Source organism: Paenibacillus sp. FSL W7-1088, assembly GCF_037969855.1.
GTDB lineage: Bacteria > Bacillota > Bacilli > Paenibacillales > Paenibacillaceae > Paenibacillus.
Genome location: NZ_CP150216.1, coordinates 5,299,006 through 5,317,347 on the forward strand (window position 1 = coordinate 5,299,006; position 18,342 = coordinate 5,317,347).

Consider the following 18,342-nt stretch of genomic DNA (forward strand, 5'->3'; position numbering starts at 1 on the left):
ATACCATCACCCTTTCTGTGTTTTTTATCCTTTAATCGCTCCGGCGATGCCTTCCATATAGTATTTTTGGGTGAAAAGGAACACGATGATAATCGGCAGCACCGAGATCATGGTGCCGGCGGCAATCCAGCCAAAATTATACGAGAACTGGCCGTTCAGATACGTCAGGGCCGCAGCCAGCGGATATTTCTGCGGATCATCCAGCACCACAATCGGCCACAGGAAATTGTTCCAGAATGCCATAACCTCAAGCAAACCAATGACAGCAACCCCTGGTTTGACCAATGGCATGACAAGCTGCACGAAGATACGGAATTCGGAGGCTCCATCCATTTTGCCAGAATCCCGAATATCCGTCGGTATGCCCAGAAACGTTTGTCGCATCAGAAAGATGTTAAATACCGACACCGCGGCCGGAAGCACAACACCAAGAAACGTATTGCCCAAGTGAAACGCCTGAATGGTTAAATAATGCACAATCATCGCCGTTGCCGACGGAATAATCATGGTCGAGATTAGCAGCGTGAACACCAGATTACGTCCCCTGAACCGAAAGGTCGCGAGTGGATACGCCGTGAGGCAGGACAAGAAGATGTTAAATACCACCCCAAGAAGCGTAATCACCACCGTATTTATGATGTAGCGTGGAAAATCCATGAACTCCCACACCTGCACGTAGTTATCGAAAGCGATGAAGGTAGGTAGAATTGCTGGTGGATTCGCGAACACATTACGACCAGGCATCAGCGATACGCTGAGCAACCACAGAAAAGGACCCATCATAAACAGGGCAAGCAAAATCAACAGTACATAAATGATCAAATGACGAAGGCCTTTTTTCATTTTTTTAGACAAAAGCGTACGCCGAATCAATAGGTATTCACCCCGCCTCTCCGGTTCAGCCGGAACACCAACACACTGAGCGCTGCTACCATCACACTGACGATCAAGCCAAGTGCCGAGGCATACCCGAAATTGAATTGCTCCAGCCCTTTTTGAAAAATATATACGCTCGAGGTCAACGTGGACGTTCCCGGCCCGCCCTTGGTAAGAATATAGACCTCATCGAATACACGAACGGCACCCATCACCGAAATTACGGTGCAAAAGAGAATATGCGGCCGCAGCAGCGGAAGCGTTACATGAATAATCAGTCTCAGCGGTCCTGCTCCATCCACTCTGGCGGCTTCGTATAGATCTGCCGGAATTCCCTGAAGCCCAGCCAGATAGAGCATCATATAATAGCCGAGACCCTTCCACATGGTGATGAACATCAGCACATACAGCGCCGTACTGCTTGTGGAAAGCCAGGAGACCTGCTCACTGAGAATGCCAACCTTCAGCAGCAGGTAATTGACTACACCGTTATTGCCCAACAGCCAGCTCCAGATCAGCGCCACTGCGACCATGGAAGTTACAACCGGTATGTAGTAGGCAGCTCTGAACATTTTGACACCCGGAATCCGGCTGTTAACCAGAATGGCCATGAGGATCGAGATGATTTGAATCACCGGCACAACCAGCACATACACCAGCGAATTCCACAGCGAAATCAGGAAATTGTGATCTTGAAAGGCCCGGGTAAAGTTATCCAGACCAACGAAATGTGTCTCTGTAATGACAGAATAATCGGTTAATGAGAGGGGTATCCCGTAAATAATCGGCCAAAAGGTGAAAATCGCCAGAAACAACAATCCCGGTGCCATAAACGCCCATGCAGCAAAAGATTCGGATCGAATCGCCTTGTACACAGCTACGCCTCCCTCTCTTCTAGGATCGAGGGGGAGTACTCCCCCTCATCAGACTGTACCGCATAAGTTCAGGAATCCTGGTTAAGAATTTGGTTAACTTCCTTCTCCACTGCGTTCAACGTTTCTTTAATATCTGCTCCGTTCATCAAAATTTCCTGCAAGCCCCGTGCCAATGCGGAGTTGATATCTCCTGCATTCGGTACGCCGACCATGTAATCAGTGGCCTTATCGAGACTTTGGGAGGAAGCTACCTTGGCTTCGGCTTCCAGCGACCCGTCGGATTGCGTAAAGAACGGATCTTCAATGGAGGCTTTGCTCGATGGTAGCGTGTTGGCTACCTTGGAGAAGGCAGTCTGGTTCTCTGCATTGGTAATAAAGGCGGCAAATTCCACCGCTTGCTCAGGGTTTTTGGATTTCTGTGGTACAACGAGATCCATGGAATTGGAGAGCCGCAGGTTCGCTTTGCCTGTTGGGAGGGTTACCGCAATCGTATTCTTGTAAACATCCGGTGCAGACTTCTTGATGAAGTTGATAAAGGTTGGACCCGACAACTGGAAAGCGACCTGCTCCCCGGAAAAATACTGGATCTGCTTGCTGAATTCCGCATCCTCCTTCAGCACCACGCCTTCGGCCATCAGATCACGCATTTGAGCGATCATCGCCTCTGCTTCCGGCGTATTGAAAGCGGCGGCCGTTTTGTCCTCATTTAGAATCGGGATGCCGTCGATTGGAAACAGCTTGGAGACAAGCTGCTGCGCATAACCGGCCACTCCTGTCTTTTCATGGACCTGACGGGCCCACTCCACAAGTTCCTCTCGGGTCTGCGGCGGATTTGCCGGATCAAGGCCTGCCTCTTTCACCAGCTTGGTATTCATGAACAGCACTTCGGTACCTGTGTACCAAGGGAGCGCGTAAGCTTTGCCATCGAAAACAGTAGAATTATAAATGCCTTCAAAGTAACTCTTCGCTTCCTCATCTGTCAGGTATTCATTCAGATTCAGCAGCGCTCCCTTACTTCCCAATTGACTGGCGAATTCGGTATTGAGGTTCACAACATCAGGGCTTTTGCCACTGGCCGTGCTGGTCAATAAACGCTGTGAAATGGCATCATATGGATAGTCCTTCCACTCAACCTTCACGCCAGGATGACTGCTCTCATACTTGGCAATCAATTCATTGAAGTAATCGTTGAACGTTGGCTGTAAAGCAATCGTCCAAAACTCCAGCGTCACCGGCTTTCCAGCTTCCATACCCGTCTCCCCAGTGCTTCCCGGACTCGGTCTACCAGCCGTATTGTCATTTCCTCCGCAGGCGGCAAGTAACATAGACATCATAACGACTAGCAGCAAAGATACTGTGAAGCCCTTTCTGTTGGTGGTCACACAACATTCCCCCTCAGTTTGGTGTAAGACGGGAGCCGGCGCTTACGTCAGATTTCCTGGCTAATTACTCCATCTTTCCAATGGAGTATATGCAGACCCTGGAGTTAGAATGAAGTATTCTTCCAGAAATAAATTAAAAAAAGAAATAATTTTTCTTTTAGGCTAATAAAACACAAAAAAAAGCCAGTTCGATCCGTGTAAGGACCAAACTGACTTGTTTGTTACGACTATATGTATAAGACCAGGCTGCAATCAAGCCGTCTCATGCTGTTTTTTCGGCTCTGCTTCATAGATTTGGGTATGTTCATTCTCAGCCAAAGCCCATTCAACCGTGCCAGGTTTGCGTATTTTCCACATCCAGGCTTGTACTTGAAGTGATCTCTTAACCCAAGCGAGAGAAGCACAGCGTTGCTCGGAACGAACCGATAATCCCCAGTGAATAACGCGTGCGAGCCAACGATTCACATACTCATTATGAGAACGCACAGATGGCAATTCATCGCGAAACAGTCGCTGTTTTACATCCATAGGTGGCTGCCCGCATGTCCAATAATGAAGCAACGCTGCCAGGCTATATATGTCTGACATCGGTCCCTGACTGGATTTCTCGGAGTAGAACTCAAGCGGCGAATACCCTGCCGATGTAAAGATCGCCTGTTTTTCCCCGGATTGTACAGGCCAGCGAGCTGCTGAACCGAAGTCCAGTAGTTTGGGCGTACCGTCTTCCATCACCATAATATTGGATGGCTTCACATCACGATGAAGAATTCCCTGCTTATGAATATAGTCCAGTGTATCTACCAGCGGAAGTAATGTCTCCGTAATAAACGCCGCGTCCAGCGCATGATTTCGCTCAATCAGATATTCGGTCAAGGTTACGCCTGTGCAGTATTCCATAACAAGATACCCTGTATCATTTTCTTCGAAATGATCCACGTACGTAACAATATGAGGATGATTCAACGTGGATAACAGCTCTCCTTCTACCAAAAATGCAGCAAGAAGTTCCTGATACTGACCACTAAACCCTCGTGAAGAACAGAACACTCCCCGTTTGTCAGCCTGACGTGCTGCCAACCTTTGCGGGAAAAATTCCTTGATCGCTACCTTAGCACCTGTATTCCGATCTCTTCCTGCATATACAATAGCCAGCTCACTGCTGGCTATGAGATGTCTTACCTGATATGTATCGTTTAAAATTACATTGCGCTGCAATGCCATTTTGCAATTGTCCTTTTTCATAACAGACCCTCTTTTCAACCTTGTCGATCGGAAGACTTGCCGCATGTTGCATCATTCAGTCCAACCAGACAGGCGTTTCATCGCCAACCATCTATATAAACCAAATGATGCAATTTGAATCACAACCATGCGGAAAAATTAAAATTTTCTAAATTTAATAATTCTTCTGTAAAAATTGCTGAATTTCTTGGTTCATCTGCATCAACACATCTTGAGATGGGAAATGACCTGTGTCGTATTTGATTGCTTTGACATTCGGAATAATCTTCTGAGCTCTTTCAATGACCTTATCTGCCGGGAAAAAGACATCCTTCTCTCCCACCAAGAGCAGTGTTGGCGATGTATAATTTACCAATTCCTCCTGCTCCGTAAGCTTGGGCATATCCTGCTCCAGACTGACGTATTTGAAGATTTTCCCGATTATATTTTTATCTATTTCTTTCATACAACTGCATGACATGATATCCGCGATCTTTTGCAAAGAAGTTGGAGAAGAAGTCATTTTGTACGTTACGAGTGGCAACACGATATCCTGAGCCATTTTAATTTTGGATCCTACGGCCAGTCCAGCGGGTGCTACCAGAACAGAACATGCAATTCGGTCCGGAATGTAAGTTGCCAGTCTTAGGATAATTCCGCCTCCAAAGGAAGGACCGATAAACGCACTTTTTTCGATCTTGTAGTGGTCCAGCAAATCAGAAATCCACAAAGCCAAACTATCAAACCTTGCCGAAATTCGTGTTTCTTCACTGTAGCCTGGATGACCGATCGTATCCGGCGCGATAATCCGGTAATCTTTGAATAGGGAAGAAAACCATGACAACGTCATCGGATTCACACAATTTCCGCCCTGGAGAATAAATAGCGGCTTACCGTCTTCTGGACCTGTTAATAAAACATGCGTTTGTCCAAAACGTGTCTCGACGTACTCTCGTGTAAAACCTTCGCCCAATTGCTCAACATACGCTTCGTATTCCTCAAGTATGCTGTTCTTGCCTTCTTCACTTCTATAAATGGAACTCATGTCTGCCTCCTGCAAAGTATACTCTTTCAACATGTTATGGATTTTAAGGTCCATAAATATAAAAGAGCCCGCTGATGACAGGCTCCTTCATATGTGTAACTTATCATAATGAACTGATTATAGAATGGAAACTGGAAATTGTAAACATCGTTTCTCATAGAAAATTAATAATACAGAAATTGTAGAGAAATAGGGCTATTTTCGGCCATAATCCGCCTTGATTTCGCCCCACTGCTTGGTCTGCCATTTTAGCACTTTATTGCTGTACGTATTCGTCCGGAGCCACTGCTCTGCACGGTCAATCATCAGCCAGATCTCTTCGGTGGAAGCATCCCTAGCGAGTGTGGTGGATACCGCTTTTTGCTTTAACCATTTCATTGCATTGACGGAGTCCGTATAAACCGTCTTGTTACTGCCCTCTTTTTTGAGATACGCCAAGGCATGTACGATTGCCAGAAATTCACCCAGATTATTCGTACCTTTGGAAATTGGCCCAACGGAGAAAATAATCTCACCCGTGCGGGTATCCACACCTTTATATTCCACTGGCCCTGGATTCCCACGCGTACCAACATCAACTGAGATGCTGTCATAGTCAATTTCTGCAGAGGTCTCCATGCCCGCGCTTCTTCCGCTAGTGCCTGACTTCGTCTTCGAAGAAGCGCCTGAACCACTGGCCCCAGTACCCCAGTTTCCTTTCCATCCCGCACGATATGCCTCTTCGGCTGCAGCTTTCGATTCATACGATTTATATTTTGCTCCGGTAAAATGATCCGTCTGTGCTTTGCATTCCGCCCATGTGCTATATATGCCAGGCTGCTTTCCTGCCCAGACGACATAGTATTTCTGCTTTGCCAATATGACCCGCTCCTTCGTTTGCTGCATTCAATTCCTTATTGTAAACGATAGCGAGGTCAGATTGAAAGAAACGTGTTCATCTATTTTCTACACTTGATACCTCCATTTCTTCAACATGTCTAATGCTACTTCCAGAAGCTTGCTTTGGTTATGTGAGATTTGCATTTCAATAAGTTGTTGACACCTAAGGTTTTGTAAATCCGATAACTTATCCATCATTTGCTCCAGCAACATGAATGACTGCGCGCTCACTTCCAGACTGGAATCACCGATAAATGGAATAATGTTCTCTATATGTACTATGTAATTCAGGTTTTCAAGAGCGTATAGCAATGTGCCTCTGCTTCCTGATGTCTTGGGGTCTGTGATGACTTCAATTAACGGTTCAACTGCTCGATCATCTCCAATGTCAGATAAAGCAATAGCAATTTCGTTTCGTAGTATTTTGTTGTCCGTAGATTTCAGGAGTTCAATCAAGAAAGGGAATTGGGTGGTATCCTTTTTTTCGCCAATATATGCAATTTGTTTAACAACGCCTTCCATATCTCCTTGGGATAGATGCTTTTGGATCATGTTTGTATACATTGTACGTTGTATCACTCCTCATTTTGTTAGAAGAAAGCTCTCCATAATAATATCGGTCATTTCCTTATTTTAGGATGTAGTATAATGGTCCTTATAATGTCGGGACTATTTTCCTCATCCACATCTCTTGTCCTAAACAATTGTAAATTTTTAACCAGATCAGGAACAGGCTAAGAAACGGCCACGATGGAACCAAACGGGCAACTCGTTTACGTGAGGCTGGCCGCAGGTGGCCCCTTTCTACAGCATGTAAAAAGACACCCGAAGGATTCATTCAGGTGTCTTTAGTTGTCTTAATCGGTTATGAAATTAGGACTTGGAGGTAACTTCGGTTTTGACCATGTGGTCCGGGATGTTGTTATTGGCAATGATTTCTCCAAATGGACCAACAAAGGAATGATCGCCGTTTCCTCCATGTTGCGAGTACTGAAGCTTTGGAAACAGCAGTTCAGCAGTACGATAACATTCTTCCAGATGCGGATAACCGGATAAGATGAAGGTCTCAATCCCCAGTTCTTCATACTCTCTGATTCTGGCTGCGACCTGATCGGGATCACCAACAAGTGCGGTTCCGGCACCACCTCTAACCAAGCCGATGCCCGCCCACAGATTGGGGCTAATCTCCAGGTTGGAACGATCACCATGATGCAGCTTGGCCATTCTCTGCTGACCCACGGAATCCATGCGGGCATAGATCTTCTGGGCAGCGGCTATCGTCTCCTCATCCAGGTGGGAGATCAGTTCATTAGCGGCCTTCCATGCTTCATCTGCTGTGGGACGCACAATCACATGCATACGTATGCCAAAACGAATGCTTCTTCCTTTTTTCGCAGCCAGCTCCCGCATTTGATGAATTTTGGCTTGCACCTGACTCGGAGGCTCACCCCACGTTAAATACACATCGACATGGTCTGCTGCCACTTCCATTGCTGCTTCCGAGGAACCTCCAAAATAGAGTGGGGGATGTGGCTTTTGGATGGCCGGGTACAGGACGGAGCCACCCTTAACCTTCAGATATTGGCCTTCATAGTCAACCGCCTCTCCCTCCAATTCCTTGCGCCAGATGGTCAGAAATTCATCGGCTAACGCATAGCGCTCATCGTGGTCCAGGAACAGCCCTTCTCCTTCAAGCTCAATTGGATCTCCACCAGCCACCACATTGATCAGCAGTCTTCCTTTGGAGAAACGATCCAGGGTTGCGGCCATGCGTGCAGCAGTGGTTGGCATCATCAGACCTGGACGCGCCGCGACAAGAAACTTGAGCCTGTCCGTGGAAGAAATCAGCGATGAAGCCACAATCCAGGCATCTTCACACGACTTTCCCGTAGGTAACAAAACACCGGCATATCCAAGTTCATCCGCGGCTTGCGCCACCTGCTTGCAGTAATGGTAACTGACTGCCCGGGCTCCTTCTTTTGTTCCAAGATACCTGCCATCCCCGTGTGTGGGAATAAACCAAAACAGTTCCATAGGTATGACCTCATTCCTATTTTTTATATTTTATTTTTCCGATTGATTTGGTATGTTTTATTTATTATGATAGCTATTATCCGTTGCATATCAACGATCAATTACGCAGAATCTGACGGTTAAACAACGCATTTGACCGATGTGTTGCGAGATGTCTTAATAATCTACATTCCCAAACCATTTGAAGGGTCAACAAAGTTGATCAATCCGTTGTTTTCGAGGTGATGAGAAGTGAATGACTCCCGTGGAGTGGATCGAAGAATTTTACGGACCCGTGTGATGATTTCCAAAGCTCTCCTGAAAATTTTGCCACGGAAAGCCTACACCGAAATTAGTGTCGTGGACATCGCCGAACAAGCGAATATCAATCGCTCTACCTTTTACGCCCACTTTCTGGACAAGGATGATTTATTGGATAGCATGGTGAATGAGAAATTTCAACTGCTTGAGCAGTTACTGGCGGAACGGAATGCTCACCTTGGGAGCCTACCTTCATTTAATGAGCCTGATCCCATTTTCATCGTATTGTTCGAGCATATATTGGAGCATGATGAATTCTATCGGGTGATGGTACTCATTAATCCTGCCGGGAATTTCAACAGCCGGTTGAATGAAGTGATTAGAGAGATGTTTTGGGATCGGATATCCCAGTTAGGCCTGGAGCAAAAAGAAGTGCCTCTGGATTTTTTACTGGATCATATCAGCTTTTCCACCCTTGGAATTATTCACAAATGGCTTGCTGATAGTAAGGTAAATTCACCTCATCATATGGCTCTTCAATTAACCCGCATTGCCCTGTTAGGAATATATAAAGCGATGGGAGCATCGATTTAGCGGGAGTGGCAGAGCCTCCAAAAAAGGTGATGTACGGCATCTGAATACACGTGACATGTGACATTTGACTCTAGAACAAAAAGAACTGTCATTTAAGCATATATTCCGCTTAAAGACAGTTCTTCTTTTGCTGCTTACTCCATAATTGTCTGCGCAACCGGAGTTATAGTGGAAGAGATAACGAGAGAACATGTGTGAGTTTCAGTTAAGACAGTTCCCTGTCTCACCGTGTACTCAAATAGGCAATACCCAAGCCACCGGTAACCGGATTTTCATAGATTTCACATTCCACGTCGAATACTTCACCGATCATTTCACGGGTTAGGATATCGGCGGGTTTGCCATGAACCACAATCTGCCCCTGCTTCACAACATAGAGGTAATCGCAATACGCTGCGGCGAGTTCGAGATCATGAAGCGCAGCCAATATGCCGATATCCAGACTCCGCACAATGTTGAGGATCTGAAGCTGATATTTGATATCCAGATGATTGGTAGGCTCGTCCAATATCAGAAATTCGGGCTGCTGCGCCAGCACTCGGGCGAGGACCACACGCTGCTTCTCCCCGCCGGACAGGGACACGTAATTGCGGTCCGCATGTCCGGTCAGATGTACCTTTTCCAACGCCTGTTCCACGATTTCATAATCCCGTTCATTATCTGTCTCCAGCAGCTTCTTGTGCGGGGTGCGACCCATCATGACCATTTCACGCACCGTAAAATCAAAGCTTAATTCGTTAAACTGACCCACAACGCCCATATGCCGGGACACGACCTTGGGACTAGATTTCAGAATGTCCGTATCATCAAGAAATACTTTGCCTTGCTGCGGCTTGATCACTTTATAGATGCTCTTGAGCAGCGTTGATTTGCCACAACCGTTTGGGCCAATCAGGCCGACGAATTGCTTGCCTTTTACCTGTAAAGAAATGTCCCGGATAATATCCGTGTTCAGCACCGATATGGATACATTTTCTACATTCAGTTTCATGTTTATTTTCCTCCAAAACCGTAGCCTTTTTTGACTAACATATACATAAACATCGGCGCACCAATCATCGCTGTAATGATCCCGATCGGCAATTCAACGCTGGAAATCAGTGATCGTGCAATAACATCCGTCCAGATCAGGAAGATGGCACCGAACAGAACGGATACAGGCATGACTTTACGATGATCCGATCCGACCAGCCCTCTCACGATATGTGGAATAATCAATCCGACAAAACCGATCATACCGCAGCTTGCTACCATTACACCGGTGACGAGAGCCGTTAACAGCATATACAATCTACGATATACACTGAGATTAATTCCGAGTGTAACCGCGGCTTCGTCACCCAGCAGCATCGTATTAAGGACCCGGGACTGCAACAGGAAGAACAAAATGGCTACGAGCACAACGATGCTAATCAGCGGAAGCTTGTTCCATCCGGATGAGGCGAGACTGCCCATAGTCCAGAATGTTACCGTCTTGATGCCTTCGGCATTGTTGGCAAAATAAATGATAAAGTTCGAAAAGGCACTGCACAGCGCATTAATGACCATCCCTGCAAGCACCAGCTTGACCGATGTCATTTTCCCCCGAATACCTGCAAGAGCCAGGACCAGCAAGGATGCACCCATCGCTCCGGCAAATGCCCAGAAGGCCACCCCGGTCTGACCAAGCCAGCCAATCGCGCCGAATCCGATCAGAATGGCAAACGTAGCCCCGAGCGAAGCTCCAGAGGAGATCCCCAGTATATAGGGATCTGCAAGTGGATTCTGCACTGCAGCCTGCATAACTGCACCACACAAAGCTAACCCTGCACCGATAAACATGGCCATCAATACACGCGGAAAGCGAATCTGCCAGATAATATCCGTAAAGGACCCCGCCTCAATCGGCGTAGAGCCGAATTGAAATCCGGTTAATTTGTACAACAGAATGCGATAAGACTCGGCGAGCGGAATGCTCACCTGCCCAATGGATACAGCAATCCCAACCGAAATAACCATGACGATGATTAAAGCGGCAATCAATACTGCAAAACCGGATTTGCTGTGAATCAGGGACTCCCTTTTTCCCATAAGCTGCTTCTGAATCTGAGCCGTCTGTGCCATCTCTTCCCCCATCAATTCCACTTGAATTTGAATAATAAAAATTTAGCTATTTACAAAGCATTTTCTCGGATTATAATTGAGAATGATTATCTTTGTCAATTTAAAAACATAAAGAAAAGGGGCTCGTCGCTAGATGAAATTCAAATACAGACCCACTTGGTTCGCTTCTTTAAGTCTCCTGTTGCTCTTGCTTGCAGCATGTTCCGATGCATCCTCTTCCACCACTACCACCCCCGCTGCGGAGGGAAGCCATTCATCCGAAACAACAACTCAAGTAGAAAATACAAGCAAAACATCCTATCCGCTCACGATTGAGAACTTCACCATCTCAGGGGAAGGTGGTGAGTGGAAACCAAAATCACAAACATTCGAGAAAGCCCCCGAACGTGTCGTGGCGAATACCCAATCTGCGGCAGAAATGCTGATCAAGCTTGGGCTGACCGATAAAATAGTTGGAGTCGCCGCATTGTATGGCACGGTTCCTCCGGATGTCGCAGATGATTTTGCGAAAATTCCTGTCTTGTCCAAAGATTATGTGGGCAAAGAGCTCGTTGTAGGCGCAAGTCCAGATCTGGTACTGGGACGTGGCGACCTCTTCGCAGACGCAGACTGGGGTGTAGGTACCGTGGATGGCTTGAATGACATGAACATCCGCACCTTCCTGCAAACGACGAATCATCAAGGGACATTGGACAGCCTCTATAAGGATATTGCACAGTTGGGCCAAATCTTCGATGTACAGGACAACGCCGCAAAATTCACAGAAAGCCTGAATGCTCGGGTTGAAGCCATCAAGACAAGTGTGGCGGATCAATCTGAGCATAGTTTTGCCTATATCGTCCCTGCTACGGAAGACACGATTACTGTGAGCAGCATGCAAAATGATACGTATCAGTTGGATGCACTGAGCCTGTTGAAACTGAAAAATACGTTTGATGGCGTGCAAGGCGAAGTCAGTGTGGAACAGCTAATCACGGCAAACCCAGACTACCTGCTCTTATCCGCCTATGCCGGTTCCCCGGATATCGACAAGCTGATTCAGAATCTGTATGCCAACCCTGCACTGCAAAGCATGAATGCCATCAAAAACAAACAAATTTACGTAACGGATTTCAGTCAGTTCTGGGGTTATGGATATCAAATTCTGGACGGCATTGAGAAGATGGAACAGGAAATGAGAGCAAATCCGATCAAGTAATTGCAGGGAATCTGCTTCCAGGTTTAAATGAAAAAATCGGAAGAGCAGGAGAAAATGTTTCTCGCTGCTCTTTTTGTTCTCCGCTTATGTGTCAGTATTTGAGATCCGAGCTTGACATTAGTTTGATAACAAACTATATTACTCGTATGAAAACGACAGACGCTATATCACTCATATCCAAAATTAAAGAGAAGGTCAACCGCTTCATTTTATCCGAGATGGCTGGGCAGGGAATTCAGGATCTGGCTACGTCGCATGGGGATATTATCTACGCCCTATACAACAACTCCAGAATGACCATGGCTGAAATTTCCAAAAAAATTGGCAAGGATAAATCCACAGTCACAGCACTTGTCGACAAATTGGTTCGCAACGGTTATGTCGTCAAAGAGCGCGATGCAACTGATTCACGGATTGTCCACGTGGCATTGACTGCAAAAGGAGAACAACTTAAACCGGCCTTTGAGGAAATCTCGCAGCGCTTGCTAGACGCGTTTTATACGGATGTTACTGATGCGGAGAAAAAGGAACTGCTTCGAATTTTAATGAAAATTCACAGCAACTTCTAAATTTTTTTTGGATAAATAGTTTGATATAAAACTAATTTTGGAGGTTTGTCCTAATGATCGATTTTACTCAATTGCTACCTAAACATGAAGTCAAAAAGATAGGAAAACATGATTTGCACCTTGAAATATATGAAGGTCATACGGCTCCCCCCATGGTAAATTCAGCAAAAAGGCCTCCCCTCTTGTTTGTTCATGGCGCATATACAGGCAGCTGGATGTGGAGCAAATATATCCCCCACTTCGTTGAACTAGGCTGGACCTGCTTCGTCATGAACCTGAGAAGTCATTACAAAAGCCGGGTAATGGACATGACGAAAATTACGTTTGAGGACTATTTGGAGGATATCCGGGAAGTTCTGGCGGAGTGTGATGAGCCCCCTGTTCTCATCGGTTTCAGCATGGGCGGAATACTCAGTCAGAAGATTGCCGAGGCGACTGCTTTAGCTGGATTGGTCGTGATTGATTCCAGTCTAAGCCAGGAAGTTCATCAATTGATTCCCTATCCTGAGAGTGATCGAATGATACCTGACATTGTCATCCCTCCCCCGGCCCGCGAAGAGCACAGCAGTATTGACGAATCAGCAGAGGATATTGCATTTCAGCGTAAATATTTGCAGATGGAATCATCGAAGGCATTTCTCACGTTCTCGGCGGCATTTGGGTCAAGCGGAGGTGTATCCATCAACGGCGATTTCATTACATGTCCGAGTCTGGTCATCAAAGCCGTAGAATCCGATGATGAGGAGCGAAGAGGTCAATTGACTGCAGAACAGCTTGACGCTGAATATGCAGGGCTATGGGATACAACCCATACCGGATTGCTCGTCGGCCAGCGGTATATGGAAGCTGTGGAGATCATCCTGAAATGGTTAAATCGGGGAAATTAAAATTAAAGCGAGCAAAAACACGCCGCTACTCCATGCGTGATACATGGGAGCGTGAGATCCAAGTTCCCTCGGCACTCTCGCGTTGGGTGGCTCTCTTCCCCGCCTGATTCCAGGCCGAATCGGTCAAGCAAAAATTCCATCTCCCGATCTTCTAAGATGTCTAGATTGCGATCAATTTTGCTTTTTTCAATCTTGAGCTGCATCTCATCTCCAGTAGAAAGCATTACTCGTTGATATGATCAGCAACTAAAAACAAAAAAGCAACTCATCCGCAGACAAGTCGCTTTCTATACAGTCTATTGTTATCCGTACTACCTTATAGCTTCTAATCTCACTGCTTCGCCTTATAAAACTCGTGATACAGCTTCATCAGCGCCCGCTTCTCAATCCGTGAAACATAGGAGCGTGAGATGCCAAGTTCCTTCGCTATCTCGCGCTGGGTGCGCTCTTCCCCGCCTGCCTCCAAGCCAAATCGGCCAATAACAACTTCCTTCTCCCGATCATCCAAGATGTCGAGATTGCGGTAAATCTTGCTTTTTTCAATCTTGAGCTGCACCTTATCTACAACATCGTCGGCTTCTGTTCCGAGAATATCGATTAATGTTATTTCATTGCCCTCTTTGTCCGTTCCGATTGGATCGTGTAGGGATACGTCTTTACGTGTTTTCTTCAGGGAGCGAAGATGCATAAGTATTTCGTTTTCGATACAACGGGCTGCAAACGTAGCGAGTTTAGTCCCTTTGCCTTGTTGAAAACTTTCGATCGCCTTAATCAAACCAATCGTTCCAATCGAAATCAGGTCTTCCTGATCTTCGCCAGTATTGTCAAATTTCTTGACGATATGCGCGACGAGGCGCAGATTGTGTTCGATAAGCAAATTACGCGAATGAGCATTGCCTTCGGCCATCAGGCGTAAATGTTTGGCTTCGTCATCCTCAGCGAGGGGCTGAGGGAAGGCGTTGTTTTTGACATACGAGACAAGTAACGTTAACTCTTTAATGAAAAGAGCAATTGCGGTAAACAATCCGGGCACAGATGACACCTCCTGCAGTTTTACAACGATCTGGCCTGAGCACATGTGGGAACAGGGTCGATTTATTGTATGTAGGCGTGTGCCCAGAAGTGCACGTACACTTGAAAAAGGAAATGTTTCCGCAGGATTTCATACACTCACTGAAACGATAGACCCCACCTTCTGAAGGATGAGGAATTCTTTCTCAACACTTTCGATAAAATACTTCTTCTCGCCAAATATCACGACATCATTCTCGGCTAATTGAACATCGCTTTTGAAATAAATAAAATTGTCCGTTTCTCTGAACGCACCCTTATAGTAGTACATGTCATCGACTCCCTCGTAGCTCCACCCCTTGATGCGAGGCAGTAATATCTAAAGAACCCAGTACATCTTATTTGGAAACCTAGCCTTCCTTTTCAAACGTAAGGAACACCAAACCCGCACCCTCTGTGAAATTACCAGACTCTTAAAAATCTCAAAATGTTGCCTTCCATTTAAACAGAAAACAAAGGAAATTTCCACCTTTTATCTTCTACGTATGTCTGAAAGATATGTACCCTTACCTCTCAACACATAGATGAACAGGGACGATCTACTGAGTCGTAGGCAGAAGCCTAGAAGTTGTACGTATATTCGAAAAAAGAAGGCTCTATTCAACATGCGCTCAGCAACATTAGAACCCGCCATTCAAGACTGGGAGAAACAAGCCGACGGCTTAACGCACATACCAAAAACCTCAGCTCTGTACCATACAGAACTGAGGCTGCTGCTCATTACTACCTTTTATGAAGGCTTACTGATTACTTGAAAATACGTTGAGAGAACTGGTACAGTCCGCTGTTCCAGACAGACGGCTCATGCCCTCCTACATCCTGATACCAGGTATGCGGAATGTTCATGCTGCTCAAGCCGTTTTTAAAATTCTGGCTGACCCATAACAGACCGTCACTCGATCCACAAGATAACCACAGCAATTTAAGTTTACTTGCGACTTGTCCCGGATTCGTGACCAATTCCGACACCGACTTTGTATTCGGTGCTGCGGAGAAAGCGCCGACCCAGGCGAAGGTATCCAGATTCTTCAACCCGAAGTTGAGAGATTGTCCACCACCCATGGACAGACCCGCCAGCGCACGACTATTGCGGTCTTTATATACCGGATAATTCGCTTCAATATGAGGGATCAGATCCTTGAGCAAGTCTTGTTCAAATCGCTCAAATGCAGCCACCTTATCCGGCGCATAAATGTCACCGATCGGACGATCATCCTTCATAGCGCGGCCATTTGGGAAAACTACGATCATGTCTGACAGCTTACCTTCGGAATACAGGTTGTCCAGAATGTTCTTCGGTTTCATAGCGTTAACCCACTCATACTCATCCCCGCCAATGCCATGCAGGAGATACAGGACGTTATACTTTTTATTCGGAGAATATCCTGGCGGTGTATACACCATTGCTTTGCGTGCATTGCCAACCGTTGTGGAATAATAGGAGATCAGATTGGTATTTCCATGCGGAATATTGTTCCGATATGAATCATAGCCAGGTGGTGCAGGCACAACCGCACTTGGAGTCAGCGCATTTTGACTTTCAAAGCTTGAGGCATTCACAGCTCCATGATTTCCAATTTCCTGGAGAGAGGTTGCGGTGACCCCTTCATTGGACTCAGTGGCAAAAGCCATCGTTGGCACAAGTAATGCAGCGGTTATTGAAAGACTCAAAATAGAAGACAAACGTTTTTTCATATGATTACTTCTCCTTTACCCATTTTATTGTGGAGCATGCAAGCATAGTTCGAAGCGGGTCTTACATAGAACATACGAATTGAAAGCACTTACAACAAAACGTGAAGTTCACCCCCTTTCAGCATATATTGCCTGAATCCTTACGATTTCTCGGGCAAAAAAAGAAAAGGAATTTCGCATTTATTTACAATTGATTCCATTATAACGTATAAAATAACTCATAATACTTAAATATCCATTGTTTTTTCTTTAAAAAGTATATCTCTTTATCTGTTACTCTGAACATTTGAATATGTAAACAGGGCTATGTGCAACTTAATGAGATTGGAATCGATTAAAAAAAGTAGAGTACAAAAAAGCCTCAGCTTCCCTGTTTTAGACAGGAGGGCTGAGGCTTTCTTGACGATCTTTTAGTGTAACGATACTGGCTTAACCACGTCTGGATTTTCGGCCGAGGTCTGTTTACGTTCCATCACCTGACTGATACACAGTCCAAGCAACCCAAGTGCTGCAATAACTGCTGCATACAACGGTACCGAGATGAGCCCCGTATGTGTAATTGCAAACCCGCCCAAATAGGCACCACCTGCGTTGCCCAGATTAAAGGCCGAGTGACTCGACGTTGTCGCCAGCAGCGGTGCTTCGCGGGTCATATTCATAATTCGAATTTGCAGGCCTGGCATGATACCAAAAGCCGCGACTCCCCAGCAAAATATGGTGGTTACCGCGAGATATGGATTGTCCAGCGTCAACGTTAAGGCCGCCAACAGAACTGCCAATATACCGAAGTTAACCATTAACGAAGGCATCAGCTTCCAGTCTGCCAGACGACCACCAAGCATATTCCCCAACGTAACGCCGACACCGAACAGCACCAGAATCCAGGTCACGCTCTGCTCGGCAAAACCACTAATATCAACAAGCATTGGTGTTATATAGGTGAACACAGCGAACAGACTTCCACAACCTAACGCTCCAATCAGCAATATTAATAACACTTGGGGGCGAACCAAATTCCGGAATTGCTGTCCCAGGTTTGCTGGCGGTCCCTGCTGAATCACCGGGATGAAACGAATGATACCAAGCAATGAGATGATGCCCAGAATGGTAATGGCTCCAAATGATGACCGCCATCCGAGTTGCTGCCCGATGAAGGTACCAAACGGCACACCGATAATGTTGGCAATCGTTAATCCAGCCAGGACTACGGATACCGCCCCCGCCCTTCTCTCCGGTGCAACCAATCGTGTTGCCATCAGCGAACCTACACCCAGAAACGTACCGTGGGCGAATGCCGTCAGAATACGCGCCGAGATGAGCAGCCCGTAAGTTGGAGCAATAACAGACAATGCATTCCCGATGATAAAAATACACATCAGCAGCACCAGCAGTTTTTTCTGCGGAATCTTGTGCGTGAACACGGTTAGTACAGGCGCACCCACCGCCACACCAAGCGCGTAACCCGTAATTAACTGCCCTGCTTGAGGGATACTCACATTCAAATCCGCAGCCACATTGGGCAGAAGGCCCATAATAATAAACTCTGTCATGCCAATGGCAAAAGCCCCTACCGTCAGGCATAACAGGGATAAGGGAAACGCCCCTCGTTTAGCGGATGTCGGAACTTCGGATTCCGCTTTATTTGATTCTGTCTTACGCATATGATGTTTTAT

18 protein-coding genes and 1 pseudogene are annotated in these 18,342 nt (G+C 46.2%); 4 read left to right on the plus strand and 15 right to left on the minus strand.

Going from position 1 to position 18,342, the window contains the following annotated elements:
• Positions 1-24: 24 nt before the first annotated feature.
• The 8 genes from MKY42_RS23935 to ssuD all read right to left on the minus strand — a co-directional run bounded on the left by MKY42_RS23935 (position 25) and on the right by ssuD (position 8,312).
• A complete protein-coding gene (locus MKY42_RS23935; protein WP_090903988.1) occupies positions 25-843 on the minus strand; it encodes a carbohydrate ABC transporter permease in 819 nt (272 codons plus the stop codon).
• A gap of 26 nt (positions 844-869) precedes the next feature.
• The gene (locus tag MKY42_RS23940) at positions 870-1,751 is read right to left on the minus strand and encodes a sugar ABC transporter permease (RefSeq protein ID WP_090903667.1); all 882 of its coding nucleotides are present in this window, start codon (positions 1,749-1,751) and stop codon (positions 870-872) included.
• A gap of 68 nt (positions 1,752-1,819) precedes the next feature.
• Positions 1,820-3,133 carry a sugar ABC transporter substrate-binding protein gene (locus MKY42_RS23945; protein ID WP_257031916.1) on the minus strand — a complete coding sequence of 438 codons (1,314 nt, stop codon included), beginning with the start codon at positions 3,131-3,133 and terminating at the stop codon, positions 1,820-1,822.
• Between the two features lie 252 nt (positions 3,134-3,385).
• Positions 3,386-4,375: a serine/threonine-protein kinase gene (locus tag MKY42_RS23950; RefSeq protein WP_339845175.1), complete on the minus strand. Its 990-nt coding sequence runs from the start codon at positions 4,373-4,375 to the stop codon at positions 3,386-3,388.
• Between the two features lie 154 nt (positions 4,376-4,529).
• On the minus strand, positions 4,530-5,399 hold the full coding sequence (locus MKY42_RS23955) for an alpha/beta hydrolase (protein ID WP_090903669.1): 870 nt from the start codon (positions 5,397-5,399) through the stop codon (positions 4,530-4,532).
• Between the two features lie 195 nt (positions 5,400-5,594).
• Positions 5,595-6,257: a ribonuclease H family protein gene (locus MKY42_RS23960; protein WP_090903670.1), complete on the minus strand. Its 663-nt coding sequence runs from the start codon at positions 6,255-6,257 to the stop codon at positions 5,595-5,597.
• An 87-nt stretch (positions 6,258-6,344) separates the two neighbouring features.
• Entirely contained in the window at positions 6,345-6,842 is a 498-nt protein-coding gene (locus tag MKY42_RS23965) for a HEAT repeat domain-containing protein (RefSeq protein ID WP_090903671.1), read from the minus strand.
• Positions 6,843-7,151: 309 nt separating this feature from the next.
• Positions 7,152-8,312 (minus strand): FMNH2-dependent alkanesulfonate monooxygenase, encoded by a 1,161-nt coding sequence (gene ssuD / locus MKY42_RS23970; protein WP_339845179.1) that lies wholly within the window; start codon positions 8,310-8,312, stop codon positions 7,152-7,154.
• A gap of 279 nt (positions 8,313-8,591) precedes the next feature.
• On the opposite strand from ssuD, the gene MKY42_RS23975 reads away from it, so the two are divergent.
• Positions 8,592-9,146, plus strand: a complete 555-nt coding sequence (locus MKY42_RS23975) for a TetR/AcrR family transcriptional regulator (protein ID WP_339853060.1) — start codon at positions 8,592-8,594, stop codon at positions 9,144-9,146.
• Positions 9,147-9,369: 223 nt separating this feature from the next.
• Here the strand turns inward: MKY42_RS23975 and MKY42_RS23980 are convergent, their stop codons facing one another.
• On the minus strand, positions 9,370-10,137 hold the full coding sequence (locus MKY42_RS23980; RefSeq protein WP_090903674.1) for an ABC transporter ATP-binding protein: 768 nt from the start codon (positions 10,135-10,137) through the stop codon (positions 9,370-9,372).
• A 2-nt stretch (positions 10,138-10,139) separates the two neighbouring features.
• A complete protein-coding gene (locus tag MKY42_RS23985; protein WP_177031237.1) occupies positions 10,140-11,216 on the minus strand; it encodes an iron ABC transporter permease in 1,077 nt (358 codons plus the stop codon).
• Positions 11,217-11,382: 166 nt separating this feature from the next.
• Between MKY42_RS23985 and MKY42_RS23990 the strand changes: the two genes are divergently transcribed.
• From MKY42_RS23990 to MKY42_RS24000, 3 genes are all read left to right on the plus strand, one after another.
• Positions 11,383-12,447 carry an ABC transporter substrate-binding protein gene (locus MKY42_RS23990; protein ID WP_339845183.1) on the plus strand — a complete coding sequence of 355 codons (1,065 nt, stop codon included), beginning with the start codon at positions 11,383-11,385 and terminating at the stop codon, positions 12,445-12,447.
• Between the two features lie 146 nt (positions 12,448-12,593).
• Complete coding sequence (locus tag MKY42_RS23995; RefSeq protein ID WP_339845186.1) at positions 12,594-13,016, plus strand: MarR family transcriptional regulator; 423 nt, start codon at positions 12,594-12,596, stop codon at positions 13,014-13,016.
• Positions 13,017-13,069: 53 nt separating this feature from the next.
• Positions 13,070-13,903: an alpha/beta hydrolase family protein gene (locus MKY42_RS24000; protein ID WP_339845189.1), complete on the plus strand. Its 834-nt coding sequence runs from the start codon at positions 13,070-13,072 to the stop codon at positions 13,901-13,903.
• A gap of 25 nt (positions 13,904-13,928) precedes the next feature.
• On the opposite strand, the pseudogene MKY42_RS24005 reads toward MKY42_RS24000, so the two are convergent.
• The 5 genes and pseudogenes from MKY42_RS24005 to MKY42_RS24025 form a co-directional block, all read right to left on the minus strand.
• Positions 13,929-14,112, minus strand: a pseudogene (locus tag MKY42_RS24005) (RNA polymerase subunit sigma-70); the annotation flags it as partial.
• 122 nt (positions 14,113-14,234) lie between these two features.
• Positions 14,235-14,936 (minus strand): RNA polymerase sporulation sigma factor SigK, encoded by a 702-nt coding sequence (gene sigK, locus MKY42_RS24010; protein WP_064636235.1) that lies wholly within the window; start codon positions 14,934-14,936, stop codon positions 14,235-14,237.
• Between the two features lie 129 nt (positions 14,937-15,065).
• A complete protein-coding gene (locus MKY42_RS24015; protein ID WP_090903677.1) occupies positions 15,066-15,245 on the minus strand; it encodes a hypothetical protein in 180 nt (59 codons plus the stop codon).
• A 476-nt stretch (positions 15,246-15,721) separates the two neighbouring features.
• Entirely contained in the window at positions 15,722-16,669 is a 948-nt protein-coding gene (locus tag MKY42_RS24020) for an alpha/beta hydrolase-fold protein (RefSeq protein WP_339845194.1), read from the minus strand.
• 410 nt (positions 16,670-17,079) lie between these two features.
• Positions 17,080-18,330 carry an MFS transporter gene (locus MKY42_RS24025; protein ID WP_339845197.1) on the minus strand — a complete coding sequence of 417 codons (1,251 nt, stop codon included), beginning with the start codon at positions 18,328-18,330 and terminating at the stop codon, positions 17,080-17,082.
• Between the last annotated feature and the right edge of the window lie 12 nt (positions 18,331-18,342).